Here is a 24,006-nt window from a genome sequence, read left to right on the forward strand (position 1 = left end):
TCCCAGCCGCCGGGCGCTGCAATGGCCCCATGAACGAGATGCTGCCCTTCGCCACCTACTGCCTGCTGATGTCCAGCACCCCTGGCCCCAACAACATGATGCTGGTGGCCAACGGCGCCCACTACGGCTACCGGCGCACGCTGCCGGCCATCCTGGGCACCAACACCGGTGTGGCCGTGCTGACCTTCGCGACCTGTGCGGGCCTGGGTGCCGTCTTCACGGCCTGGCCGGTGCTGCACGAAATGTTGAAGCTGGCCGGCACCCTCTACATGCTGGTGCTGGCCTGGAAGCTGGCCGTGGCGCCCGCCGCCAATGGCCGGCCGCCGGAACGGGTCGGGTTCGCGGAGGCCGCGCTGTTCCAGGCGGTGAACCCCAAGAGCTGGATCCGCGCGGTGACGGTGGCGTCGGTCTTCATGCCGGCGCAGTGGAGCATCGTCAGCGGCGCCTTGTTCGTCAGCTTCGCGGGCGCCCTCATCGGTTTTCCCTGCGTCTCGATGTGGGCGCTGTTCGGCGTCGGCATTTCCCGCTTCCTGTCCAGCCCGGCGCGCCGCCGCGCCTTCAATGTCATCATGGCCACCTCCCTGGTTGTGCTGGCCCTGATGCTGCTGCGCTGATGTTTTCTCTGGACCGCGACTCCCCGACGCCGCTGGCCGACCAGATCGAGCAGCGCCTGCACGCGCTGATTGCCAGCGCCCAGCTGCCCCCCGGCGCCCGGCTGAACTCCATCCGCCAGCTGGCCTCGCGTCTGGGCGTCAGCCCCAACACGGTCGTCGTCGCCTACGACCGCCTTGTCGCCGCCAGCCTCATCGACTCGCGCGGCACGGCCGGCTTCTTCGTCGCCGAGGGCCCGGCGGACGCCATGCCTGACCTTTTGACTCAGGCGGCGCGCGTGGAAGCCGGCGAGGAGCAGGAGGCTGTCTGGCTGGCCCAGCAGGCGAACGACCAGAAGGCCGGCGTGCTGCTGGCCAGCAGCGGCGCGCTGCCGGCCACCTGGCTGGAAGACGCCATCCCCGCGGCCGCCGTGCAGCGCGGCCTGGCCCGCGCCACGGCCGGCATGGCTTCGCGCTGCCCGCCGCAGGGCCTGCCTGAGCTGCGCGAGCGCATCGCGATGCTGCTGCGCAGCCAGGGCGTGGCCGTGGATGCCGGCCGCATCCTGACGACCTATGGCGGCACCCAGGCCATCGACCTGATCTGCCGCGCCTTCCTGCGCCCGGGCGACTCGGTCGCCGTCGAGACGCCGGGATATTTCCTGCTCTTTGACCGCCTGCGCCAGGCCGGCGTGACCATCGTGCCGGTGCCGCGACGGCCCGACGGCATCGACCTGGAGGCGCTGGACGCCGCCTGCACGCAGCACCGCCCACGCCTGCTCTTCATCCAGAGCGTGCTGCACAACCCCACCGGCTGGGGCAGCACGGCCGCCAACCTGCACCGGGTGCTGATGCTGGCCCAGCGCCACGACTTCCTGATCGCCGAGGACGACGTGCAGGGCCACTTCCACCCCGGCGCGCCGACGTGGCTGGCCCAGCTCTCGGGGCTGGACCGCGTCATCTACTACTCCAGCTTCTGCAAGGCCATGAGCCCGGCGCTGCGCCTGGGCTATATGGCGGCCGAGCCGGCGCTGCTGAAGGCGCTGATGCGCGAGAAGATCATCTCGGTGCTGACGACGGCCGCGCTCAACGAATACGTGCTGCTGGAAGTGCTGGCCGCCGGCCGCTGGCGCAAGCACCTGGACCGCCTGCAGCAGCGCCTGGCCGCGGCCCGCGCCGCGGCAACGCTGCAGCTGCGCCAGGCCGGCGTGCTGCTTGAGCATCCGGGCGAGGGCGGCCTGTTCCTGTGGGGCACGCTGCCGGCCGGCGTCGACGTGGACAACGTCGTGAAGGAGGCCTTCCGTGCCGGCATCCTGCTGGTGCGCGGCGCCACCTTCGCGGCCGATGGCGCTCGCGACTCGCACATCCGCTTCAACGCGGCCTTCAGCCAGCAGCCGCGGTTGGCTGATTTCCTGCGGGACCAGCTCAGCGCGACGGCCAGCGCCCAACGCGCCGTCGATCGGGCACGCAGCAAGGTCAGCTGACGCTCACCACATCACCGACGCGGATGGCCCCGCCCTCGAGGATGCGCGCCGTCATGCCGCCATGGCCGCGCATCGCCGCATAGCCGCCCAGGCCGATGACCTCCTCCATGCGCGAGCAGGGCGCGCAGGGGCCGACGATCTCGATCAGCGCCGCGCCGATGCGCACCTTGGCGTTCTTCAGCGTCAGCAGGTTGATGCCGGAGATGACGAGGTTGCGGCGCAGGCCGACCGGGTCGATCGGGCCGCTGCGCGCAAATGCCGCGATCAGCGGCAGGTGCTCCAGCTGGATCAGCGTGACCTGGCGCGTCGACAGCTCGGCCTCGCCGCGCTGGCCGAGCCGGTCGTCGGCCAGGCCAATGCCGGCCAGCGCCGTCGTCTGCTCGATGCGTCGGGCCCGGTCGCGCGGTGCGCCGCGCACGATGATGGTCTCGACGCGGCCCTGGATATGGGCCGGCGGCGTCATCAGGTCGCGCATGGTTTTCATGGATACACCTTAGCCCGGCTTTGGTCCGCATAGTTCACGGATGCGCGGCACGGGGCAGTCAAGTCTCGTCCGGTCACGCCCGAAGATGCTCTCAAGGAGTGTCTGCCGTGCTGAGACGTCTTTTTTCCACCTTTGCTTTTGTGTGTGTCGCGCTGTCGCAGACCGCTCACGCCGCCGATCTGACCGCCCTGGAAATGCGCTGGCTGCAGGGCATCACGCCCGTCATTGCCCATGCTCGCCAGGCGCTCGCCCTGCCGGTGGACATCGTCGTGCAGCCCCAGGCCGAGCCCGGCACGGCGCCGCTCGCGCTGGGTTTTGTCGATGGCCGCTGCAAGCTGGTGCTGTCGATGCGCGGCAACCCCGAAGGCCAGCGCCAGATCGACGCCCTCGACCCCGCGCTGCGCGGCCCGGCCCTGGAGCTGATGGCCGCCCATGAACTGGGCCATTGCCGCCGCTATCTCGATGGCGCCTGGCATGGTGTGCCGGCCGGCTTCGTCGCCGCCAAGCCCCCGGACGGCCTGGCCGCGGATCTGCAGCAGGCCTGGCTGGCCATGCGGTCCACGCGGCGTGAGGAAGCCTATGGCGATCTCGTTGGCCTGGCCTGGGCGCAGGCGCGCCACCCCGCGCTGTATGCCAGGCTGCATGCCTGGCTCGTGGCGGAACGGTCGACCGACCTGATTCCCGGCAGCCACCACGACACGCTGGACTGGTTGGCCCTTGTCCGCGACCCGGCCATGCTGGACGGCCGCACGATGTTCGAGGCTGCCGACCGCGTCTGGGCACGTGGTCTCAGGGACTGAGCTGACGCCGCTCTTTCCCGTCTACGCCTGCCACACCGCGTAGCCCGCCTCACGCAGGCCGATGGCCAGTTCCACTTCCATGTCGCGCGCCGCGTCGTAGGGCATCGGGTTGTAGAACTCGTAAAGCTCGGGCATCAGGCGCACGCCGTACTTCAGGACGAAACGATTGGCCTGCACACCGGCCATGTGCCTGTCAAAGCGCAGGTCCGGGTCCAGGCCCGTCATGCCAACGTACAGGCAGGGCTTGACGATGTCATGGCCGGGGTTGGCCTTGCGAAAGGCGGGCTCGTTCCAGACGCGTTCAGACAGCAGCACGACATAGACGTGGTGGTGATCGCGGCGCTGTCGGCGTGGCATGGCAGGGCGGATTGTCTGGCGACCCCACGATGACAAAAAAGCCCGGCGACCCTTGGGCCGCCGGGATTGAACGCCTTGGCGTGCACCTCACACCTGGCAACGGCGATCCGGCATGATACTGTTGATTTAAACAGTATTTTGGGTGCCGGAAACGTGGCGAAGTCCTCATGCTTGATGACGCCCCACTCAACCTGGGCCTCGCCAACCTTCGGTGCCTTGGCTAAAACCGCCATTCGAAGTTGCAGTCTGAGGAAGTCACATGAATGCTCAACACGCTTTCGTATCGCTGCTGCTGTTCGCCGCGCTCGTCGGCCTGGCCTTCCTGGGCCTGTCGTTCGGCCATGCCATCAAGCACCATGATCTGGCCCTGTGGGGGCACCATCCCTTGTTCGGATCAGGCATGGCGTCGTTGATCACCGCTCTGCTCGGTGGCGTCCTGCTGTTCGGCCTGGGGCGGTCGCCGCACGACCGCAAGCAATAGCAGCGGCGCTGCGGCCGACCTGGACCATGCATCGGCCCAGTCGCTCGACCCGTCGGAGGAGATCGAGGTCAGCTTCATAGCGCAGGCGGCCATCAGCGGCGACATCGAGGCCGGGCGGTTCTCGCAGGCGCTGCATGTGGCGTCGTTCTATCGCGCCGTGGGTCATCTGGCGGCGCGCTGCGAGCCTTAGCCCGTCTTTCCAGCGGGCCAGCCGCTGGCCCCGCTCGCCCCACCATTCACCCCAACGCGCCTGCCAGGCGCGCAGCGCCGTGGAATGCTGGTGCTCATCCAATGACCCAGGGAGTTCACGTTGCTTCGTAGACATCTTCTTCAAGGCGCAGCGGCCATGGCGGCGCTGCCGATGGTCACCCATGCACAGGGCCGGGCGCGGCGGCGCAAGCGGCCGACGGACCCGGACTGGCCCGACGCCGCGCAGTGGCAGCGGCTCAAGGACGCGGTGGGCGGGCGCCTGTCGGCCGTGGAGCCGCTGATGGCGCCGTGCGCGGCCAGCCCCGTCGCGGCGGCTTGCGGCGTGCTGATGAAGAATCTGCGCAACCCGTTCTTCGTGGGCGACCAGGCCGGGGGCACACAGGTGTCGGGCTACCTGGACGCGTGGACGCCGGCGGCGAGTGCCTATGTGATCAAGGCCGGCAGCACGGTGGACGTGGTGGCGGGCGTGAACTTCGCGCGCGAGCACAACCTGCGGCTGGTSGTGAARGGCGSSGGRCACAGCTAYCAGGGSACGTCCAAYGCRCCSGACTCGCTGTTGATCTGGACGCGGGCGATGAACGAGGTGACGTTGCACGACGGCTTCGTGCCCAAGGGCTGCGAGGGCAAGGTGGCGCCGGTGCCGGCGGTGTCCGCGCAGGCGGGTGCGGTGTGGATTGACCTGTACCACGCGGTGACGACATTGGCGGGCCGCTATGTGCAAGGCGGCGGCTGCACGGACGTGGGCGTGGCGGGGCTCATCCAGAGCGGGGGCTTTGGCAGCTTCTCCAAGGGTTTTGGTACGGCGGCGTCCAGCCTCTTGGAGGCCGAGATCGTGACGGCCGATGGGCAGGTACGCACGGTCAATGAGCGGTCAGACCCTGAGCTGTTCTGGGCGCTGAAGGGCGGCGGCGGTGGCAGCTGGGGCGTGGTGACGCGCGTGACGCTGCGTACGCACGAACTGCCGCAGCACTTCGGCGCGGCATGGGGCAAGTTCAAGGCCCGCGACGACGCGGCCTACCGGCGCCTCGTGGCGCGGTTCGTGGACTTCTATGCCGACTCACTCTTCAACCCGCACTGGGGCGAGCAGGCGTCGTTCGGGCCGGACAACACGCTCAAGATCTCCATGGTGTGCCAGGGCCTGGACAAGGCGCAGGCGCAGCAGGTGTGGGCGCCGTTCTTCGACTGGGTGAAGGACTCGCCCGAGGACTTCAGCGTGGTGGAGGAGCCCGGCGCGTGGGCGGACGATGCGCGCGGCTGGTGGAGGATGGAGGGCAACGGCTCCATGATCCCCGACACGCGCGAGGGCGCGCCCAAGCACCACGGCTGGTGGAAAGGCGACCAGGCCCAGGTGGGCGCCTGGCTACACGGCTATGAGTCCCTCTGGCTGCCCGCCGCGCTGCTGCAGCCCGGCGAGCGGGCCCGCATGGTGCAGGCGCTGCTGGACAGCACACGCCACAAGCACCTGGACCTGCACTTCAACAAGGGCTTGGCCGGCGCGCCGCCCGCGGCACTGGCCAGCGCCGCCAACACGGCCACCAACCCGGCGGTGTGCGAGTCGTTCGCGCTGGTCATCATGGCCGACGGCGAGGCGCCCGCCTACCCGGGCCTGGCCCGCACCCCGCCCGACCTGACCAACGCGCACCGCAACGCGCGCGCCATTGATGCCGCCGCCGCCGCGTTGCGCCGCGTCGCGCCGAGGTCGGGCTCCTATGTGTCGGAGAGCAACTTCTTCAACGCCGACTGGCAGCGCGAGTTCTGGGGCGCCAACGCCGCGCGGCTGCGGGCCGTGAAGGCGCGGTACGACCCCGATGGTCTCTTCTTCGTGCACCACGGCGTGGGCTCGCAGGCGTGGAGCGCGGACGGGTTTGTGCGGGTTTGAGAATTGAGTTCTGCGCATGGCCTGCTCACCCGCGCTAGCCCCTCGGCAGCTTGCTTCATTTCCGATTCATACGTTGCTTGCGGCCCAAGGGCTTCGCAACTTTGACATTGGCATTCGGTGAAGCTCGGTGGGCCGATTCGATACATTGACCTTCAGTTCGAAACTTTGTTATCAGCTCCCTCCCGAATGGCCCTGCAATACCTGACCGTCCCCGTCACATCCTTTCAGCAGAACTGCTCCCTTGTCTGGTGCGACGTCACGAAAGACGCCGCCGTCATCGACCCCGGTGGCGAGCTGCCCCGGCTGCTAGCGGCGGTGCAGGAGCGCGGCCTGAACCTGAAGGCCATCTGGCTGACCCACGCCCACATCGACCACGCTGGCGGCACTGGCCAGTTGGCCCGCGAACAGGGCCTGCCCATCATCGGCCCCCACCCCGGCGACCAGTTCTGGATCGACGGCCTGGCGCAGCAAAGCAAGATGTTTGGCTTCCCGCCGGCAGAAGGTTTCAAGCCCGACCGCTGGCTGGACGATGGCGACACGGTTCAGATCGGCCAGGAGACCCTGACCGTGCGCCACTGCCCCGGACACACGCCGGGTCATGTCGTCTTCCACTCAGCCGCGGCGCGGCGCGCCTTCGTGGGTGATGTGCTGTTCGCTGGCGGCATCGGCCGGACCGATTTCCCTGGCGGCAATCACCTGCAACTGATCGACGCCATCCGCCAGCGCCTATGGCCGATGGGTGATGAAACCGTGTTCATCCCGGGCCATGGGCCGGAAAGCAGCATCGGAAGAGAGCGCCGCAGCAATCCCTATGTTGCCGATGTCGTTTGAACGGCGGTTGGAGGTAATTCGTTCACAAACACATCCAGCAACATTTACGCCCGAAGCGAAACGTGCTCTCCTACTCTTTGATGAGGGCTCGCATGGGGTGGGCCGAGGAGTGCTTCGATGTGGATGTCCGAGTTTGTGCAGCCGGGGCAGGTCCCGGGCTCCCGTCCTCGCGAGCGCCGTCAGGCGGCCTCGCTTTCCAACCAATGGATGGGCCTTGTGCTGGAGGAGCTCGACCACGGCGTCGTGCTTCTCAACGGCGCGGGCCGTGTGCTTCACAGCAATCTCGCGGCGCGGGCGTCGCTGGATGACAACCACCCGCTGGAGCTCGTCGGCCAGCATCTGCGGGCCCGCCTGCTGACCGACGCGGTGCCTCTGGCCGACGCGCTGGAGGGCGCCGAGGCAAGTGGCCGGCGCTGCCTGCTGCGCCTGGGTGACGATCGCGCCGAATGTGGCCGCGCCAATGTCGTCGTCGTGCCGCTGAACCGCGATGTCAACCAGGCGGCGGTGCTGCTGATCCTGGAGCGCCGCCAGCTCTGCGGCGACCTGGCCGCGCAGTGGTTCGCGCTGCGCTACCAGCTGACGCCGGCCGAGACCGAGGTGCTGAAGGCGCTGTCCAACGGCGTCAAGCCGACCGAGGTCGCGCAGCGCCAGGGCGTGGCCATCTCGACGGTGCGCAGCCAGATCCAGAGCATCCGCGCCAAGAGCGGCGCCGACAGCATCGGCGAGCTGATGCGGCAGTTGGCCTTGCTGCCGCCGCTTGTTTCGTCGCTGCGGCCGGCCAAGCTGGTCAATTGAATCCCCTCGTCCAACGGGTACGTTGACCGGTCCCCCGAGGGGACGGCGATGCTTGCCGGATCGACCGGCAAGCACATCGCCCAAGGCGGGCCGGCTAGGGACGGCCCGGCGCTCGGCCCGCAAGCACTAACATTCGACCGCGCTCCGGAGCCAAATGCTCAGAGCGCCGCCGGATGCCTGACGACACGCTCGACAACGAACTCCTGGCCCTGCCGCCCTCGCTGCGGCAGCTGGCCGCGCGCGGCATTGCACGCAGCTATCGCAAGGGCATCGTGCTGATCGAGGAGAGCTCGCTCGGCGACAACCTCTATCTGATCCTCTCCGGCTCGCTGCGCGCCTTCAGCAGCGACGCCCGTGGCCGCGAGATCACCTACGGCGTCTATGGCCCCGGCGAATACGTCGGCGAGATGAGCCTGGACGGGGGGCCGCGCTCGGCCAGTGTCATCACCGAAGAAGGCAGCCGCCTGGTCATGGTCACGCGGGCCAGCCTGCTGACCCACATCAGCGAGCACCCCGAATTTGCCTTCGAGCTGCTGACCAAGGTCATCCGCCGCGCCCGCGCCGCAACGCTGTCGACCAAGCAGCTGGCGCTCAACGACGTCTATGGCCGTCTCAAGAACCTCGTCGACGAGACCACCGGCGATGGTCGCCACCTGGCGCTCACCCACCAGGGCATGGCCCAGCGCCTGGGCTGCTCGCGTGAGATGGTGTCCAAGCTCGTCAAGGACCTGGAGCTGGGCGGCTACCTGAGGCGCGTGGCGGCCGGCGAATACCAGCGACTCAAGAGCCTGCCAGCGCGCTGGTAGCTACCGCGACCTGACCTGCAGCGGCGGCGCAACCGGGAAGCGCTGGTCCGGCTTGGCTGCGCGCTTGTAGAGGCCCTCGACCTTGGGCAGGTTGGCCTGGATGTCGCGGATGCGCGTCGTGCTGGCCGGGTGGGTGGACAGCCATTGCGGCGGCGCGCCCTTGTTGGCCGTCATCATCTTTTCCCACAGGCGCACGGCGGCGGCGGGGTCATAGCCCGCACGGGCGGACAGCTCGATGCCGACGAGGTCGGCCTCGCTTTCGTCGTCGCGGCTGAAGCGCAGGTTGACCAGTTGGGCCCCCATGCCGGCCAGGCCGCGGCCCACGTTGCCCAACCCCAGCAAGGCCGAGCCGAGTTCGACGATGCCGTTCGTGAACGCCGACTTGCCGACGCGCTCGCGAGCATGCTCGCGCAGCGCATGCGCGACCTCATGGCCCATGATGGCGGCGACCTCGTCGTCTTCCAGCTTGAGCTTGTCGAGGATGCCGTAGAAGAACGCGATCTTGCCGCCCGGCATGCAGAAGGCGTTCAGCTGCGCGCTGGCCAGCAGGTTGACTTCCCACTTCCACTGCCGGGCGCGGTCGTTCCATTCGTAGCTGAAGGGAATGATGCGCTGGGCGATGTAGCGCAGCCTCTGGGCCTGGGGGTGGTCCATCGGCGCCAGGGCACGCTGCTGGCCGGCCTCGCGCATCATCAGCGCGTACTGCTGGCCACCGGCCTGTTCCAGCTGGTCGGCCGACACGAAGCCGGTGAACTTGCTCTTGGGCCCGACCTCCACGCCTTCGCGTGCCCAGGCTGGCATGAACGCTGCGGCACCGGTAGCGGCAAGCAGCCCGGTGAACAGGCGGCGGCCGCGCAGGGCCGGGGGCGCGCAGCGGCCGGCGGCGCAGTCGGCGCAGTCGCCGAACATGCGCGTCGGCGGGTCAGTGAACTGCAGGTCGTCGCGGACCTGGAAGTCGTCGGCATCCATGCCGACATTGTGCTTGGGCGGCGATGGCGGCTTTCGTAGGACAGCGGCGCGGGACTGGCGACAATCACCCCATGGACAGCCAGCAATTCCGCGCCGCACTGGGCATGTTTGCCACCGGCGTGACCATCGTCACCGTTCGCGCTGCGGACGGCGGCCTGGTCGGCCTCACCGCCAATTCCTTCAACTCCGTGTCCTTGGACCCGCCCCTGGTGCTGTGGAGCCTGGCGCGCCGCGCCGGCTCCATGCCGGTGTTCTCGCATGGCTCGCATTACGCCATCAACATCCTCGCGGCCGACCAGAAGGAGCTGGCCCAGCGCTTCGCGACGCGTGACATCGATCGCTTCGCCGGCGTGGCCTGGCACGAGGGCGCGGGCGGCGCGCCGGTGCTGGAGGGGGCTGCTGCCGTCTTCGAATGCGCCAACCGCAGCCGTTACGAGGAGGGCGACCACGTCATCTTCGTCGGCGAAGTCGAGCGTTGCTCGTCCCGGCTCGGCGCTCAGCCGCTGATCTTCCACGGCGGCCGTTATTTCACCGAGTTGCCGATCTAGGGTTTTTTCCGGGTTGGCGTTGTCGATCCGGTCGGGCTCTGATCGTCGTCATGACAGAGGGCCATCCTCTGTCCAACCACGGAATCGACCATGACCAACACCGTCACCCTGCACCGCGTGCTGCGCTGCCCGCCCGACCGCGTCTACCGCGCCTTCACGACACCGGCCGCCATGGCCAAGTGGCTGCCGCCCCATGGCTTTACCGGCACCGTTCACGAGATGGATGCCAAGGTGGGTGGCACGTACAAGATGTCGTTCACCAACTTTACGACCGGCGGCGGCCACAGCTTTGGCGGCCGCTACCTGGAACTGGTGCCAGGCCAGAAGCTGCGCTACACGGCGGCCTTTGACGACCCCAACTTGCCCGGCGAGATGACGACGACCGTCGAGCTGCGCGCCGTGTTCTGCGGCACCGAGGTGCACATCAAGCAGGAAGGCATCCCGGCCATGATCCCGGCCGAGGCCTGCTACCTGGGCTGGCAGGAGTCGCTGACCCTGCTGGCCCAGCTGGCCGAGCCGGAGATCAACCAGTAACGTGGTGCGCTCGGGCCGAGCGACGGGCCGCCCCTAGCCGGCCCGCCATGGCGATGTGCTTGCGGCTCAATGCCGCCAAGCATCGCCGCCCCCTCGGGGGGGCCGGTTAGGCCCGCTCGTGTTCAGCGGAGCGGGACTGGACGAGGGGTCTTTACTTGACGCCTGGTGTCGGCACGATGGCCGCCATCGCGGCCTTGAAGGCGGGGTCGGCCATCAGTGCGTTCCAGGCCGCCATCAGGCTGCCGTAGTCACCGGTCGAGATCTTCTTGGCGTTGATCGCCGTCGTGAGGGCGGCGTTCAGGCGCACGATCTCGGCGTACTTCGCATAGCCCTTGCCCTTGAGCTGGGTTGCCGCGTAGTTGCTGTAGCCCCAGGCGTTGTTGAGGTTGTTCCAGTCGCCCGAGCCGGGCTGGACATAGACGACCGGTGCGGGAGCGGGCGACGGGGCCGGTGCGGGCGGTGCGGCCACGGGTGCCGGAGCTGGTGCCGCGGCGGGCTTGCCGCAGGTGCCGCTCACGTTGATGCGCACCCAGCCCGTGCTCGGCACGCCGTCGACATTGACGACGACTTTCACGTTGTTCGCGCCGGCGAAGAGATAGGGCTGGGTCCAGATCGTCTTGACGACCTTGGGCGTCAGCGCGATTTGCGTGTTCTGCGCGATCAGTGTGTCGTTGCTGTAGATGCGGTTGGTGCTGGTGGCCACGGCCGAGGCGCTGACCTCGTCGTACTTGAAGTTGAAGGCGCAGCGGCCGAGGCTGGAGATGAAGGCATCCTTCTCGCTGACGGTGATCTGGGGCATGGCGCCCGTGGCCGTGCCGTTGGCGGCGACGAGCATGGGCGCGGCCTGGGCGAGGACGGTCTGGCCGTCGCTCTTGACGATGCGCACGAGGCCGGTGAGCTGGGCCGTCGGGTCGGCGGCGAAGCTGGCCTGGGCGAACAGGGCGAGGGCAGCGAAGGCAATGGCTTGGTACTTCATGGCGTGGTCTTTCGGGTTGATGCAAAGGGTGGGGCTACTGGGCAGTAGCCGGCACCTCCCCGTGTGCCACGCTGCGGACATGTCCTTGTCCGCCCAGGGCGGCCCCGCTGTCTTTTGCTCCTGTCAGAGCACGAAGACCGGTGGCTTTGCGTCCCCGCCTTTCGACGGGTTTGCCGACTGCATGGGACGCAGTGTGCGGATGTAAGCCGTGTTTTGTCCGTGCGTCAGTTCACGAACCGAGACCCCCGCCCGGCGAGCGGCGCGAGGCCCGCGACGAGCGGTTTTTGAAGCTTGCGGCGGGCTTGCGCCGAGCGTTTTCAGCTCAAGCGACCGGCCGGCAAGGCCGTTGGCGCAGCGCTCAGCGTGCGCCAGCGCCATGCGCCCAGCGCGGCGCTGAGCGCAACACTGGCGCCTGCCAGCAGAGGCAGCGGCGCGCCCAGATCCTTTTGCAGCAGGAACATGCCCCAGCCCATCAGCATGAAGGCCAGGATGGGCACGACGGTGGTCCAGGCCGTGGGCGACTTCATGCGCGAAGGCGCGCGCAGCAGCCAGCCGGTGCTCAGTGGCAGGGCGCCAAAGGCCAGGCACAGCAGTGCGGCATTGTTCGCGGCCCAGGCCAGCAGGCCCAGGCCGGCGGTCGTCAGCGCCCAGGCAACCAGGGCGTGGCGCAACTGCATCAGCGCAACCGCGCGGTTCAGCGCCTCTCCCTGCGGCAGGCCTGGCAGCAGCCGCATCAGGGCCTGTTCGCGGCGGCTGTGCCAGAGCATGTTGGGCAGGGTGAAGCAAGGGTTGAAGCCGATGCTCGCCAGGCCGATGGCCATGCCGTAGGCGCCTTTGGTCCAGTTGTCCTGCAGGCCCTGGCCGGCCAGCGCAAACGCGATGAAGAAGCTCAGCGCGGCGATGCCCACGGCCATCACGGCGCCCAGGCTCTGGTGCAGCCAGTGCTGCCGGCCATGCAGCACGATCTCGGCGCGGCGCATGGCGCTCTGGCCCGTCGGTTCGGCCTGCGCGACGACATGGCGCTGCCAGGCCGACACGGCGAGCGCAAAAGGCTGGCTCAGCCATTCGCCCACCCGGCCGAAGGCGGCGGCACCGGCGTATTTGCCCTGCATGCTGTCCTCGGCGGCGCGGCGCATGCGGCCCAGGCGGGCATAGGCCTCGGCGTGGGCCGCGTCGCCCCTGCCGAACAGCCGCGTGAGCGACCAGCCCAGGGCCAGCAGGCTCAGCGCGAGCACGGACAGCGGCTGGGCCAGCCACAGCTCGCGCAGCGCGGTGCCCAGAGGCGCCAGCCGCCGGTCCAGTCCGGTGCCGAAGAACAGCACCGGCCCGATGGAGATCACCAGCCAGAGCTGCCATTCGCGCGTCGCCCAGCCCATGAAGGCCAGCACGGCCGCGGCGCCCAGCAGCAGCAGGGCGAAGGAGGGCATCTGCGGCAGGCAAAGCCACAGCAGGGCTGCGCTGCCCAGCGACAAGCCGGCCCAGGCTGCGAGCGCGGACTCCAGCGTCTGGCGCAGATGGCCGGGCACGAAGCGCGCGGCATGGGGATGGTTCTGCTGCATGAGGCTGCCGATGATGGCCATCCACAGCGACATCAGCACCAGTGCCGCCGAAAGGGCCAGCATGGGCAYCGCCAGCTGCGGCGCCAGGTAGACGCCCAGCGCCAGGCCCAGCACGGCSAGGGCGAACAGCGCCCGGCGGCCCCAGGGGGATTCGCGATCGCGCTGGCGCCAGAAGGCCAGCAGCAATTGGCTGTAGGGGGCGGCTTTCATCACGTCAGCTCCGCGAACAGGTCTTCGAGGTTGACGGCCTGTGCGTCCAGCGGCGCGCTCACGCCGGCCGGCAGCCGCGCCAGCACGCGCTCGCGGCCGGCCTCCAGTGGCGTGCGCTTGAGCGGCTGGGCGTTCAGCCGCGCGAACAGGCTGGCCAGTTCGGTGACGGTGCCGGTGAAGGCGCGCACCTGCTCCAGCAGCTCGTCCAGCGGGGCCTGCAGGGCGATGCGGCCGCCGCTCAGGAAGGCGAGGTTGAAGGCGACGCGTTCCAGGTCGGACAGGATGTGGGTGGAAAACACGACGGTCGTACCGCGGTCCAGCACATGGTCGACGAGCTCGCGCAGGAAGTCGCGCCGGCCGACCGGGTCAAGGCTGGCAACGGGTTCGTCCAGCACCAGCAGGTCGGGGTCGTGGGCCAGCGCGCGGATGATGGACAGGCGCTGCTGCTGGCCGCCACTGAGCTTGCGGATGGGTTTGTCGCGGGCGATGTCCCAGCGCGACAGCAGGCCCTCGACCCTGGACTCGTTCCAGCGCGGGTAGAAGCTCTTGAAGTAGGCCAGCAGTTGGGCCGCGGTGAAACTCTCGAACAGGTCGCTCTGCTGGGGCACATAGCCGATGCGGGCGCGCGCCGCGTCATCCAGCCGCGCGGCGTCCTGGCCGAACAGCTGCACGCGGCCCTGCTGAGGTTCACGCAGGCCCAGCAGCGTCTCCAGCAGCGTCGTCTTGCCGCAGCCGTTGCGGCCCAGCAGGCCGACCACCTGGCCCGGCTGCAACGTCCAGTCCAGCGCCTTCAGCACGGCCTCGCCCTTGGGATAGGCGAGGCTGACGCCAGCGAGTTCGGCGGTGGCGGTGTCGGAGTGGGGAAAGTGGGCGGAGGAGGCAGTCATGCTTGCGTCTCGTCGAGGATGGTTTTGAACAGCTGCAGGGCCTGGGTCTTGGGGAGCTCCAGTTGCCGCGCTTCGGCGGCCGCCTTCTCCAGCGTCGGCCGCAGCAGCTCGACGCGGTCGGCAGTGGGTTGGGCGCGCTGGTGCTGCGCCGCCACCACCATCGACAGCCCCCGGCGGCGCTCCAACACGCCGTCGGACTCCAGCAGGGAATAGGCCTTGGAGATGGTCATGGGGTGCACGGCCAGGGCCTGGGCCAGCTCGCGCACCGACGGGATCTCGTCGCCGGCCTTGAGCTGCCCGGCCGCGACGCGCCGCTTCACCTGCTCGATGAGCTGGCGGTAGATGGGCTCGGGCGAGCCGGTGTTGATGTGGACGAAATGGGTGGGATCCATCGTTAACTGCCTACGTGTATCAGTACGATAGTACACGTGGACAGTTGATGTCAAGCATTTGTTGTCTGCGCGGGCGTACGATGGTTTGCGTCTCGGCCCGCGGAGACCCTCATGATGCAGACACACCGTCGGCACTGGCTGGTCATCTCGATGCTCGCGGCGGCGGGTGTCGGTGCCGAACCTATCGATGAAGACCTGGCCCTGGCCTATGGCGACAAGGGCACCATCAGCATCGCGACCGGCAGCGCGCAGCCCCTGCGCCGTGCGCCGGCCGTGGCAACCGTCATCACGGCGCAGGACATCGCGGCGATAGGCGCGACCGATCTCGACGAGGCCCTGGCCACCGTGCCGGGCCTGCATGTCAGCTACGGCCCGATCATGTACACGCCGCTCTATGGCGTGCGCGGCCTGCTGAGCCAGCCGCTCAATGTGCAGGTGCTGCTGATGATCAACGGCCAGCCGATGAAGACCGCGTACACGGGCGACAAGGGCAATACCTGGGCTGGCCTGCCGCTGGAGAACGTCGCGCGCATCGAGGTCATCCGCGGCCCCGGCTCGGCGCTCTACGGTGCCGACGCCTTCGCCGGCGTGATCAATATCGTGACCAAGGGCCCGGCCGATCTGCGGGGCACCGAGGCTGGCCTGCGCGGCGGCTCCTTCCGTAGCCGCGACGCCTGGCTCCAGCATGGCGGCAAGCTCGGGCCGCTGGTGCTCGCCGCCTACTTGCGCATCGGCGCGACCGATGGCCATGGCGCGACGATCACGGCCGACGGCGCGACGCGGCTCGACAACCTGTTTGGCACCCACGCCAGCCGCGCTCCCGGGCCGGCCAATCTTGGCCACGATGCCGTTGATGCAGGGCTCGATCTGGGCTGGGACAAATGGCGGCTGCGCGTCAACAAGGTCGTGCGCCGCAACGCCGGCACCGGCGCCGGCGTCAACTCGGCCCTCGACCCCGACAGCGTGATCGACATGGACCGGCTGATGGCCGATCTGGGCTGGGCCGACGCGCAGCTCGCGCCCGACTGGGCCGCCGGTTTCAGCGCGGCGCTGCACAACTATCACGAGCAGACGCCGCGCGGCCTGGTGCTGTTTCCGGCCGGCGTCCGCATCGGGCCGAATCTCTTTCCCGACGGCATGATCGGCGGCCCGGCGCGTTGGGAGCGCATGTGGCGCGTGGACGCGCATGCGGTCTATGGCGGGTTCCAAGGCCACAGCCTGCGTATCGGCGTCGGCCACGACGACACCGACCTTTACCGCGCCGAGACGCACAAGAACTTCATCCTGACGCCGACCGGCGTGCCGGTGCCAACCGGGCCCGTCATCGACTACAACGCCATCCAGCCCCATATCCGGCCGGCTCGCCGCGACAGCAACTATGTCTATGGCCAGGACGAATGGCGTGTCGCGCCAGACTGGACCCTGACCGCTGGCGTCCGCCACGACCGCTACTCCGATTTCGGCGGCACCACCAATCCGCGCCTGGCGCTGGTCTGGGAGGCTGCCTACGACGTGACGGCCAAGCTGATGCATGGGCGAGCGTTCCGTGCGCCGGGCTTCAGCGAGCAGTACACGATCAACCCGGTCAGCACAGGCAACCCGGACCTCAGGCCCGAGCGCATCAAGACGACCGAGTTCGTGCTCGCCTGGGCGCCGAGTGCCGAACTGCAGTTCAATCTGAGCCTTTACCGGCTCGACGCGGTCGACATCGTGCGCGTCGTTGCGAACCCGGCACCGGCCACCGGTGCGACCTACCGCAACGTCGGCCGGCTCAAGGGCCGCGGCGGCGAGCTCGAGCTTCGGTGGGACGCGCTGCGGCAGCTGAGCGTGACGGGTCACCTGGCCTTGCAACGCGCCACCGACCGCGCGACCGGTGCTGATGCCGGCTATGCGCCGCATCAGCATCACTACCTGCGCGTCGACTGGCGCCTGCCTGACCAATGGCTCGTCAGCGGCCAGGCCAACCATGTCGCCGACCGCAAGCGCGCGGCGGGCGACGCGCGGCCGCCAGTGGCCGACTACACGACCGTCGACCTGACCGTGCGGCGCCTGGCCGCTACCCTCGGCTGGGAAGTCTCGGGCTCGCTGCGCAATGCGCTCAACGCCGACGCCCGCGAGCCGACCCTGCCCGGCGGCGTGCTGCCCAACGACTTGCCGCTGGCCGGGCGTTGGTTCTGGCTGCAGGGGCTGTACCGCTTCTAGCCCTTGCTCGAAGGACTGCGCACAATGCAGGCTTTAGCGTTCCCGCCCTTCACCATGCGCCGCCTGCTGCTCGCTTCTGCCCTGCTCGCCTCTTTCGCCGCCCAGGCTCAAGTCAAGGTTGACGACCCCTGGGTGCGCGCCACCGTCGCGCCGCAGAAGGCCACCGGCGCCTTCATGCAGCTGACCTCGGCCAAGCCGGCCAAGGTCGTGGCGGCCAGTTCGCCAGTGGCGGCCATGGTCGAGATCCATGAGATGAAGATGGACGACGGCGTCATGAAGATGCGCGCCGTCGATGCGCTGCCGCTGCCCGCCGGCCAGGCCATGGCGCTCAAGCCCGGCAGCTATCACGTCATGCTGATGGGCCTCAAGGGTCCGATCAAGGCCGGCGAGACCGTGCCGCTGACGCTGACCGTCGAGGGCGAGGACAAGCAGCGCACGACGGTCGAGATCAAGGCGCAGGCGCGCTGACGCATGGCCAAGATGTACATCGTTGATGCCGCCGACCCCGACGGCTATGTCGCCGCGCTCGGCGGCTGGCAACAGGCCCAGGTGGTGGCGCTGCGCGCGGCCGTGCTGGAGGCGGCGCCCGGCCTGGAGGAGAAGCTCAAGTGGGGCCACCTCGTCTACTTCAGCAACGGCCCGGTGCTGCTGATCCGCGCCGAGCCCGAGCGCGTGCTGTTCGGCTTCTGGCGAGGCAAGCGGTTGCTGCATTTGGAGCCCCGCATGCGCGGTGGCGGCAAGTTCGAGCTGCGCACGCTGGAACTGCAAGAGGACACGCCATTCGAGCGCGACACCGCGTTGGCCCTGGTGAAAGCGGCCGTCGCGCTCAATGCCGAGCTGGGCAACCCGCAGCGGGCGAGCGTCGCGGGCCAGTGAAGCGGGCGTAAAGCCCGTTCAGTTCTGGCCAGGGTTGCCGATAGCCCATGATTACTCCGGAGTTGCCCATGGTCGCCGCCGTCAACACCCAAGCCCCGGCCAGTTCCCTGACTGGCGGCGCCTCCGTCGACCGCACCGAGCAGCCCGCCAAGGAGCTGGACAGCGGCAGCCAGCGGGCCGTGGTCGTCAATATCTCGGTAGAGGGCGCGAAGCGAGCCGGCACTGTCACTCAGGCCGCCCAGGCGGCGCCCAGTGCCCAGGGCCTGCCGGCGCGGCTGGATGATGGCAGCGACGTCCAGGTGACTTCACAGCAACGCCAGGCCAGCGCGCCCAAGGCGCCCCCGGCGGATGCCAGTGGCGGCGGCGCAGGCGGTGCGGCGCCTGCCGGCGGCGAGACGCCCGCGGTCAGCACCAGCACCAGCACCACCCAGACGTACGAGCCGGCCGATACCGACGAGGACGGCACGGTCTCCCCGATGGAGCGGCAGGCCTACGAGGCCAAGCTGGCCGACGAGAAGGCCGCCGCCCAGGCGGAGAAAAGCGCGCGCGCCGCCGAGGCCGACGCTGCGGTCAGGGCCTACGAGGCGGTTGAGCAGCTGGGCGGCGCCGAGGGCTGAGGCCCTCAGGCCCGGGCCGCATTGGCCGCGATTTCAGCGGCCAGCCGCGGCCACAGCACCTCCGGCAGGTCGTGCCCCCAGCCGGGAATGGTTTCCAGCCGCGCGCCGGGAATGCGCTTGGCCAGGTCATGCGCCGCGGCGACCGGGATCAGCGCGTCGTCCTCACCGTGGACGATGAGGGTGGGCGCCGTGATGCGTGGCAGCCGCTCGGCGCGGTGCACATCGGCGGCAACGGCCACGATCTGGCGAGCGACTGCCTGAGGCCGGAAGGACCGCTTCACGCCGCTCGCGAGGCGCTCGCGCAACTGGCTGGGTTCGGGCGGGTAGCCGGGGCTGCCGATGATGCCGTAGAGGCTGGCGTAGTGGTCGAGGACGTTCTCGAACTTCTGCTGCGGCGTCGTGGCCGGCCGCGGGCGCGACAGCAGCGCACGGCGCACCTTCAGGCTCTCCTTGGGCACGCTGCGGTCGCCGCTGGTCGTCATCATCAGCGTCAGGCTCTTCAGGCGCTGGCCATGCGAAAAACCCAGATGCTGGGCCACCATGCCGCCCATGGACGCACCGCAGACATGGGCCTTGGCAATGCCCAGTGCGTCCATCACGCCAACGGTGTCGCGTGCCAGGTCGCTGAGCTGGTAGGGGGCCTTCACCGGCAGCCGTAGCGTGTGCAGCAGGGCCGCCATCGGAATATTGGGCGTGCCGAGCTCATCGAAGGGCTGGCTCAGCCCGACGTCGCGGTTGTCGAAGCGGATGACGCGAAAGCCGCGGGCCACGAGCTCGTCCACAAAGCCCTCGGGCCAGGCGATGAGCTGCATACCCAGGCCCATGATCAGCAGCAAGGGCTCGCCGTTGTCCGGGCCGTGGATGTCCACTTCGATCTGCACGCCGTTGGCCGAGACACGCATCGCGGGTCAGCCCAGGTCCACTTGGCGCTCGATGACGCGCGACACCAGGCCGTAGGCGATGGCCTCTTCGGTACTCATCCAGAAGTCGCGCTCGATGTCTGAGCGCACGCGCTCCAGCGGCTGGCCGGTCTCGCGCGAGATCGTGGTGGCCAGGCGCTCACGCGCGCGCAGGATCTCCTTGGCCTGGATGGCGATGTCGCTGGCCTGGCCGCCAGCGCCGCCGGCAGGCTGGTGGATCATGAAACGCGTGTTGGGCAGCGCGAAGCGGCGCTCCTTGGGCACGGCCAGATAGATGTGGGTGCCGGCGCTGGCCACCCAGCCGGTACCGATCACGTTCACCGGGGCGCGCACGAAGCGGATCATGTCGTGGATGGCGTCACCGCTCTCCACATGGCCGCCAGGGGAAGAGATCAGCAGCGTGATCGGTGCATCGGAGTCCTGCGACAGGGCCAGCAGCCGGCGGCAGGTGGCGTGCGCCATCTTGTCGTCGATCTCGCCAAAGATCATCACGAAGCGGCCCTTGAAGAGCAGCTGCTCTTCCATCTTCTCGGGAGCGTCTTTCTTGGCGGCCTTGTCTTCGGCGGCGAGGGTGTGGTGTTGCATGGTCGGAGGTCCGGGTTAAGGGCGATACCTTACCGCGAGATGCGGGAGCGGGTTGAATATGGGTTCAAGGGTCAGGCGTCGCCCAGGCGGCGCCACCAGGCGACGCTGCCGATGACGAACAGCGTGGCGAAGCAACTGGTGCTCCAGACGACCGTGCGCACCAGCCGGCGCATCGGGTAGCCGGGCAGCGTGTCGGGCGTAAGGGCCCAGGCGGACTGTGCGCCGACCGCGAGCGCCACCGCCAGGCAGGCCCACAGCACGCGGGCGCGCCGCGGGTCCGGCGCTTCCGTGCGGTCGGGCTGCCGGCGCACCACCCGGGCGTAGGCGACGGCAAGGACCAGCGCGCCGGCCACGGTGCTCAGGTGCTGCAGCAGCCGGGCGACCGTCAGCGGCCGGCCCAGGAAGGTCAGCAGCGGCTGGGCCAGCCAGGGCAGCAGGTCGGTGAGTGGCGGCACGGGGTGGGTGAAGAGGTCCCACAGCAGGTGGGTTGCCGCGCCGAGCAGGATGGAGAGCACGGCGACCGCCCAGCGCGCGACGGCCGCTCGCGGCGGCGGCTGTAGCTCACCGCGCACCAACGACCGGTGAGGCTCGGGCAGCAGCACGGTCAGCGGGCGCGGCCACCGCAGCATGAGGCCCAACAACAGCAGGCCGGCCGGCAGACAGACGGTCAGGACCCCCATCGGCGTGTGGCAGAAGGCGCGCCAGGGGCCGTGCATGCCGACGTAGTAGCTCAGGTCGGGGGCCATGGCCCCCAGGATCAGGCCGGGAAACGAGAGCCAGCGGGGGCAGAGAGACCGCAGGGGCAGGACGGCTGCGGGGTGGGCGAAGGTCCAGGGCATGGTGGGGTTGTCAACAGCACACAAGAGCACCGTCGTGCATGCTGCACGATGCGTGCCCGACGGGTGGCTGGGCGTTCTACGGCCGCACCGGCGTCCTGTAGAACCACCGTCGCGCCCCTTTGGGCTCGAACGGCTTCCACTCGCCATCCAGCTGTGCCAAGCGGTCCGCCAGCGCATACAGCGCGATCGGGTTCACGCCCAGGCCGATGTGGCTGGCCTGCACCTCGATGTTCTCGGCCAGCGGCGAGGGCGCGTTGACGCTGCAGCGCCAGGCGACGACGCCATCGCTCTTGGAGTAGATGGAGGTCGTCGGCACCGGCGGTGCCTGGCGGATCTGTTCCATCAGCTCCGGGTCGTTGGACGCATGGCCACTGACCATCTCGAAGAAGCGCCAGGCGTTGGTGGCGCGCGGATGGCCGGTGAAGGGCGTGCCCAGCGTGACGACGCAGCGCGCCAGTTCCGGGCATTCCTTGGCCAGCTCGCGGGCATAGATGCCGCCCAGGCTCCAGCCGATCAGGCTGACCTTGCGGCCGTGCCGCCGGTGCAGCTCGATGAGGTCGGCCTTGGTCTGCTCCAGCACGCCGGCGCGTGGGCCGAAGTTGAAGCCCTGGCCCCAACCCTGGGTCGCGTAGCCCAGCGAGTCGAGCATGGCGCGCAGCGGTGCCGTGGTGAAGTCGTGCGCGCCCAGGCCGGGGAAGACGAGCACGGGATGGCCGTCGCCATGTGGCAGCTTCTTCATCCACGGCATGGTGGCCAGCAGGGCCGCGTACTCCCAGGGCGCGCGGCCCTCCAGCATCAGCAGCCAGGCGTTGGGTGCGCGCAAGTCGGACCAGTCGGGGTGAGGGGTGGTAGGGGTCTGGTGCCAGTGCGAGAAGCGCGGCGAGCGGGAGGCGGGCATGCGTAAAGCGGGGATCGGGCAGGCACCGCGATGTTAGCCAGCTGTCGCCTGTTTCCGGGGCGTGCTTGCCCGGGGCTGGGGTGTCGCGTTGGTGACTTCGCATGAGCGGGCGAGCCGCTCATGCGCGATCAGGCCGCAGCGGCTGCTCGTCGCTTGGCGGGTGCCTTCTTCGCTGCGACCTTCTTAGCCGGGGCTTTCTTGGCCGGCGCCTTCTTCACCACCGGCACCGGCTCAGGCTCGACAACCTCCGCCACCGGCAGCGCCTGGAACTCCATGAACGCCGCCTCGACGTACGCCGACAGCTCCGCCGTCTCCGGCAAGGCCTCGCCGCAGGCCATCAGGCCGATGTCCAGCGACTGGTTGTAGGTCTGCACCGTCACGTTCAGCGCCAGGCCGTGCACGGCAATCGACGTGGGGTAGTTGGTCAGCATCTTGGCGCCGGCCAGGTACAGCGGCAGCTGCGGCCCGGGCACGTTGGAGATGACGACGTTGGCGACGACGGGCAGCTTCTCGGCCACCTTGGCGCGGCCGTAGAGCATGGCGCCGGCCTGCATCAGCCATGGGATGCCCAAGGAGGGGAAGTCGGTCGGCATCAGGCTCTTGAGCTGGCTCATCTGCGCCTTCATCGCCTTGCTGGAGGCCATCACATGGGCCAGGCGCTCGCTCGGGTCGCTCAGGTGCGTGCCCAGGCTCATGAAGGTCATGGTGGCCTGGTTGTTGGACGTGGTGTCGCCGGCAGCGCGTGTGGACACGGGCACGGCGGCGATCAGGCTCTTGCGCGGCAGCGGGCCATGCTTGGCGAAGTAGCGCCGCAGCGCGCCGCCGATGACGAAGAGCACCGCGTCGTTGACGCTGGCGTGGTGGCGCTTGCGCGTGCGGTGCAGTTCGGCCAGCGGCAGGGTCACGCCCGAGAAAGAGCGGGTGTCAGACAGGCTGACGTTGAAGCGCGTGCGTGGCGCCGGCCCCAGGCTGGAGACAGCTGTCTTGCCGCGCACGACCGCCGTCGTCTGCGCGGCAACGTCGCCCAGCAGCGTGCGCAGCTTGTCGATGGAGGCGCCAGCCGCGGCGCCGCCCGCGTAGCCCATGGCCATGTTGCCGAGGATGTTGGCGGCGCTGGGCAGGGAGCGGGCCAGCTTGACGGTCTGCTTCCATTGCTGCGACACGGCGGCGCGCAGCATGCCGACGGTGCCGAGCTGGCCGCGCTTTTTGCCGCGGGCGGCGATGGCGTCGATGGCACGCGGCTCCGGGCTCAGGTCGAGGATGACCTGGGCCAGCGCGACGGCGGCCTGGCCGTCCACGGCGGCGTGGTGGAGCTGGGTGTACAGGGCCACATGCTGCTGGCCGTCGGGGCCCGGCTCCAGGCCAGTGAAGACATGGAACTTCCACAGCGGCCGGCTGCGGTCCAGCAGCACGGGGTGCAGGGCACCGACCTGCGCCTCCAGGTCAGCCATGCCGCTGCCTTCAGGGAGCGGGATCTCGACGATGTGCTCCTCGAGATCGGGGTCGGCATCCACCCAGCCCGGGTTGGACAGCCCCAGAGGCATCGCGACGAGGCGGCGGCGCAGGGCCGGCAGCAGCGGCATGCGAGCCCGCATGTGCTCGCGCAGGTCTTCGACGTAGTCACCGTCGTAGCCGACGGGCAGTTCCAGCAGGTGCAGCGCGCCGACATGCATCGGCATCTGCGGCGTTTCCAGGTAGAGGAAGCTGGCGTCGAGGCCGGCGAGCTGTTTCATCGGGCTGTCTCCTGGTGTATTTATCCCACCCCCTACGGCCTGCGGCCGCCCCCTCAAGGGGGCACTGCCGACGGCCCGGCAAAGCCGGTTCCGTGGCAGTCACTGGAGGCGTCGGCCCAAGGGCCTCTTTCATTCCTCCGGCACGAAGATCCAGAGGAGGACGTACAGGAGTATGCCGCTGCCGAAGGCCAGGAAGAGCACCGTGAAGATCAGGCGCCAGACCCAGGAATCCAGCCCGGTCGTGCGGGCGATGCCGCCGCAGACGCCGCCGACCCAGCGGTCGATGCGGGCGCGGCGCAGGCCGTTGACGGCGCCGACGTTGGGGCCTGCCGCACTGCCTTGGCTCGCCGTGGCCTGGCCGCTGAGCAAGCGGGCCTTGGCGCGGGCGAACTCCTCGTCGTTGAGCACACCGCGTGCATGCAGATCGGCCAGCTTGTTGAGTTCTTCTGCGTCGTTCATCTTGGGGCTCCTTTCGGGGTTGATGGGACGAAGCCTAGCGGCCTGGCGCGTGCAGGCCAGCGTGTTGCGACAGTCGGTCGAATCTGCG

General features: G+C 69.1%; 28 protein-coding genes and 1 riboswitch. Of the genes, 15 read left to right on the forward strand and 13 right to left on the reverse strand.

The features are described 5' to 3' along the window. Positions 1-29 precede the first annotated feature (29 nt). Together ACXJKJ_RS02560 and ACXJKJ_RS02565 are read left to right on the forward strand one after the other, a co-directional pair. The gene (locus ACXJKJ_RS02560) at positions 30-614 is read left to right on the forward strand and encodes a LysE family translocator (RefSeq protein WP_457351361.1); all 585 of its coding nucleotides are present in this window, start codon (positions 30-32) and stop codon (positions 612-614) included. Beyond that, the gene (locus ACXJKJ_RS02565) at positions 614-2,071 is read left to right on the forward strand and encodes an aminotransferase-like domain-containing protein (protein ID WP_457388978.1); all 1,458 of its coding nucleotides are present in this window, start codon (positions 614-616) and stop codon (positions 2,069-2,071) included. The genes ACXJKJ_RS02560 and ACXJKJ_RS02565 overlap by 1 nt, the downstream gene beginning before the upstream one ends. Here the strand turns inward: ACXJKJ_RS02565 and ACXJKJ_RS02570 are convergent. Beyond that, entirely contained in the window at positions 2,064-2,555 is a 492-nt protein-coding gene (locus ACXJKJ_RS02570; protein ID WP_457388980.1) for an MOSC domain-containing protein, read from the reverse strand. The two genes, ACXJKJ_RS02565 and ACXJKJ_RS02570, sit on opposite strands and share 8 nt — an antisense overlap. Before the next feature lie 107 nt (positions 2,556-2,662). Between ACXJKJ_RS02570 and ACXJKJ_RS02575 the strand changes: the two genes are divergently transcribed. Then, positions 2,663-3,355, forward strand: coding sequence for a hypothetical protein (locus tag ACXJKJ_RS02575; RefSeq protein WP_235531777.1), 693 nt, complete (start codon positions 2,663-2,665; stop codon positions 3,353-3,355). Positions 3,356-3,376: 21 nt separating this feature from the next. On the opposite strand, the gene ACXJKJ_RS02580 is transcribed toward ACXJKJ_RS02575, so the two are convergent. Continuing rightward, entirely contained in the window at positions 3,377-3,712 is a 336-nt protein-coding gene (locus ACXJKJ_RS02580) for a hypothetical protein (RefSeq protein ID WP_056191582.1), read from the reverse strand. A 259-nt stretch (positions 3,713-3,971) separates the two neighbouring features. Here ACXJKJ_RS02580 and ACXJKJ_RS02585 point away from each other — a divergent pair, with 259 nt between their 5' ends. The 6 genes from ACXJKJ_RS02585 to ACXJKJ_RS02610 all read left to right on the forward strand — a co-directional run bounded on the left by ACXJKJ_RS02585 (position 3,972) and on the right by ACXJKJ_RS02610 (position 8,714). After that, positions 3,972-4,193 (forward strand): hypothetical protein, encoded by a 222-nt coding sequence (locus ACXJKJ_RS02585; protein WP_457388981.1) that lies wholly within the window; start codon positions 3,972-3,974, stop codon positions 4,191-4,193. Further along, the gene (locus tag ACXJKJ_RS02590) at positions 4,141-4,383 is read left to right on the forward strand and encodes a hypothetical protein (protein ID WP_457388983.1); all 243 of its coding nucleotides are present in this window, start codon (positions 4,141-4,143) and stop codon (positions 4,381-4,383) included. Before ACXJKJ_RS02585 ends, ACXJKJ_RS02590 begins: the two co-directional genes overlap by 53 nt. A 156-nt stretch (positions 4,384-4,539) precedes the next feature. Next, positions 4,540-6,282 (forward strand): FAD-dependent oxidoreductase, encoded by a 1,743-nt coding sequence (locus ACXJKJ_RS02595; RefSeq protein ID WP_457388985.1) that lies wholly within the window; start codon positions 4,540-4,542, stop codon positions 6,280-6,282. A 186-nt stretch (positions 6,283-6,468) separates the two neighbouring features. After that, positions 6,469-7,113 carry an MBL fold metallo-hydrolase gene (locus ACXJKJ_RS02600; RefSeq protein WP_457388987.1) on the forward strand — a complete coding sequence of 215 codons (645 nt, stop codon included), beginning with the start codon at positions 6,469-6,471 and terminating at the stop codon, positions 7,111-7,113. A gap of 117 nt (positions 7,114-7,230) precedes the next feature. Next, positions 7,231-7,908: a helix-turn-helix transcriptional regulator gene (locus tag ACXJKJ_RS02605; RefSeq protein ID WP_082532346.1), complete on the forward strand. Its 678-nt coding sequence runs from the start codon at positions 7,231-7,233 to the stop codon at positions 7,906-7,908. Positions 7,909-8,081: 173 nt separating this feature from the next. Next, positions 8,082-8,714 (forward strand): Crp/Fnr family transcriptional regulator, encoded by a 633-nt coding sequence (locus ACXJKJ_RS02610; protein WP_056191593.1) that lies wholly within the window; start codon positions 8,082-8,084, stop codon positions 8,712-8,714. Here the strand turns inward: ACXJKJ_RS02610 and ACXJKJ_RS02615 are convergent, their stop codons facing one another. Next, positions 8,715-9,623, reverse strand: coding sequence for a M48 family metallopeptidase (locus tag ACXJKJ_RS02615; protein ID WP_056192583.1), 909 nt, complete (start codon positions 9,621-9,623; stop codon positions 8,715-8,717). 131 nt (positions 9,624-9,754) lie between these two features. Between ACXJKJ_RS02615 and ACXJKJ_RS02620 the strand changes: the two genes are divergently transcribed. Then, positions 9,755-10,231 (forward strand): flavin reductase family protein, encoded by a 477-nt coding sequence (locus ACXJKJ_RS02620; RefSeq protein ID WP_056191594.1) that lies wholly within the window; start codon positions 9,755-9,757, stop codon positions 10,229-10,231. Positions 10,232-10,321: 90 nt separating this feature from the next. Next, complete coding sequence (locus ACXJKJ_RS02625; protein WP_056191596.1) at positions 10,322-10,765, forward strand: SRPBCC family protein; 444 nt, start codon at positions 10,322-10,324, stop codon at positions 10,763-10,765. Between the two features lie 151 nt (positions 10,766-10,916). Here ACXJKJ_RS02625 and ACXJKJ_RS02630 read toward each other — a convergent pair whose 3' ends face one another. From ACXJKJ_RS02630 to ACXJKJ_RS02645, 4 genes are all read right to left on the reverse strand, one after another. Next, a complete protein-coding gene (locus ACXJKJ_RS02630) occupies positions 10,917-11,741 on the reverse strand; it encodes a hypothetical protein (protein WP_457351344.1) in 825 nt (274 codons plus the stop codon). A 94-nt stretch (positions 11,742-11,835) separates the two neighbouring features. Next, a riboswitch (cyclic di-GMP riboswitch) is annotated at positions 11,836-11,926 on the reverse strand. A gap of 132 nt (positions 11,927-12,058) precedes the next feature. Next, entirely contained in the window at positions 12,059-13,510 is a 1,452-nt protein-coding gene (locus tag ACXJKJ_RS02635; protein WP_457388989.1) for a hypothetical protein, read from the reverse strand. After that, complete coding sequence (locus ACXJKJ_RS02640) at positions 13,510-14,397, reverse strand: ABC transporter ATP-binding protein (protein ID WP_457388991.1); 888 nt, start codon at positions 14,395-14,397, stop codon at positions 13,510-13,512. Before ACXJKJ_RS02640 ends, ACXJKJ_RS02635 begins: the two co-directional genes overlap by 1 nt. After that, positions 14,394-14,789, reverse strand: a complete 396-nt coding sequence (locus ACXJKJ_RS02645; protein WP_056191605.1) for a GntR family transcriptional regulator — start codon at positions 14,787-14,789, stop codon at positions 14,394-14,396. Before ACXJKJ_RS02645 ends, ACXJKJ_RS02640 begins: the two co-directional genes overlap by 4 nt. Before the next feature lie 111 nt (positions 14,790-14,900). Here ACXJKJ_RS02645 and ACXJKJ_RS02650 point away from each other — a divergent pair, with 111 nt between their 5' ends. The 4 genes from ACXJKJ_RS02650 (at position 14,901) to ACXJKJ_RS02665 (ending at position 18,484) form a co-directional block, all read left to right on the forward strand. Continuing rightward, the gene (locus ACXJKJ_RS02650) at positions 14,901-16,991 is read left to right on the forward strand and encodes a TonB-dependent receptor plug domain-containing protein (protein ID WP_457388992.1); all 2,091 of its coding nucleotides are present in this window, start codon (positions 14,901-14,903) and stop codon (positions 16,989-16,991) included. A gap of 24 nt (positions 16,992-17,015) precedes the next feature. Then, positions 17,016-17,459, forward strand: coding sequence for a copper chaperone PCu(A)C (locus ACXJKJ_RS02655; RefSeq protein ID WP_457388994.1), 444 nt, complete (start codon positions 17,016-17,018; stop codon positions 17,457-17,459). A 3-nt stretch (positions 17,460-17,462) separates the two neighbouring features. Then, positions 17,463-17,867: a DUF1801 domain-containing protein gene (locus tag ACXJKJ_RS02660; protein WP_457388996.1), complete on the forward strand. Its 405-nt coding sequence runs from the start codon at positions 17,463-17,465 to the stop codon at positions 17,865-17,867. Positions 17,868-17,935: 68 nt separating this feature from the next. Then, the gene (locus tag ACXJKJ_RS02665) at positions 17,936-18,484 is read left to right on the forward strand and encodes a hypothetical protein (RefSeq protein ID WP_056191608.1); all 549 of its coding nucleotides are present in this window, start codon (positions 17,936-17,938) and stop codon (positions 18,482-18,484) included. Positions 18,485-18,489: 5 nt separating this feature from the next. Here the strand turns inward: ACXJKJ_RS02665 and ACXJKJ_RS02670 are convergent, their stop codons facing one another. From ACXJKJ_RS02670 to ACXJKJ_RS02695, 6 genes are all read right to left on the reverse strand, one after another. After that, positions 18,490-19,386 carry an alpha/beta fold hydrolase gene (locus tag ACXJKJ_RS02670; protein WP_457388998.1) on the reverse strand — a complete coding sequence of 299 codons (897 nt, stop codon included), beginning with the start codon at positions 19,384-19,386 and terminating at the stop codon, positions 18,490-18,492. Between the two features lie 6 nt (positions 19,387-19,392). After that, positions 19,393-19,989: an ATP-dependent Clp protease proteolytic subunit gene (locus tag ACXJKJ_RS02675; RefSeq protein WP_056191611.1), complete on the reverse strand. Its 597-nt coding sequence runs from the start codon at positions 19,987-19,989 to the stop codon at positions 19,393-19,395. 71 nt (positions 19,990-20,060) lie between these two features. Continuing rightward, positions 20,061-20,828, reverse strand: coding sequence for a DUF4184 family protein (locus ACXJKJ_RS02680; RefSeq protein ID WP_457324301.1), 768 nt, complete (start codon positions 20,826-20,828; stop codon positions 20,061-20,063). A gap of 76 nt (positions 20,829-20,904) precedes the next feature. Further along, positions 20,905-21,726 (reverse strand): esterase/lipase family protein, encoded by an 822-nt coding sequence (locus ACXJKJ_RS02685; protein WP_457389000.1) that lies wholly within the window; start codon positions 21,724-21,726, stop codon positions 20,905-20,907. A gap of 128 nt (positions 21,727-21,854) precedes the next feature. After that, entirely contained in the window at positions 21,855-23,459 is a 1,605-nt protein-coding gene (locus ACXJKJ_RS02690) for a wax ester/triacylglycerol synthase family O-acyltransferase (RefSeq protein WP_457389002.1), read from the reverse strand. 129 nt (positions 23,460-23,588) lie between these two features. Beyond that, complete coding sequence (locus ACXJKJ_RS02695) at positions 23,589-23,918, reverse strand: PspC domain-containing protein (protein ID WP_056191618.1); 330 nt, start codon at positions 23,916-23,918, stop codon at positions 23,589-23,591. Positions 23,919-24,006 lie beyond the last annotated feature (88 nt).

The sequence above is a fragment of the Roseateles sp. P5_E1 genome, from assembly GCF_054049335.1.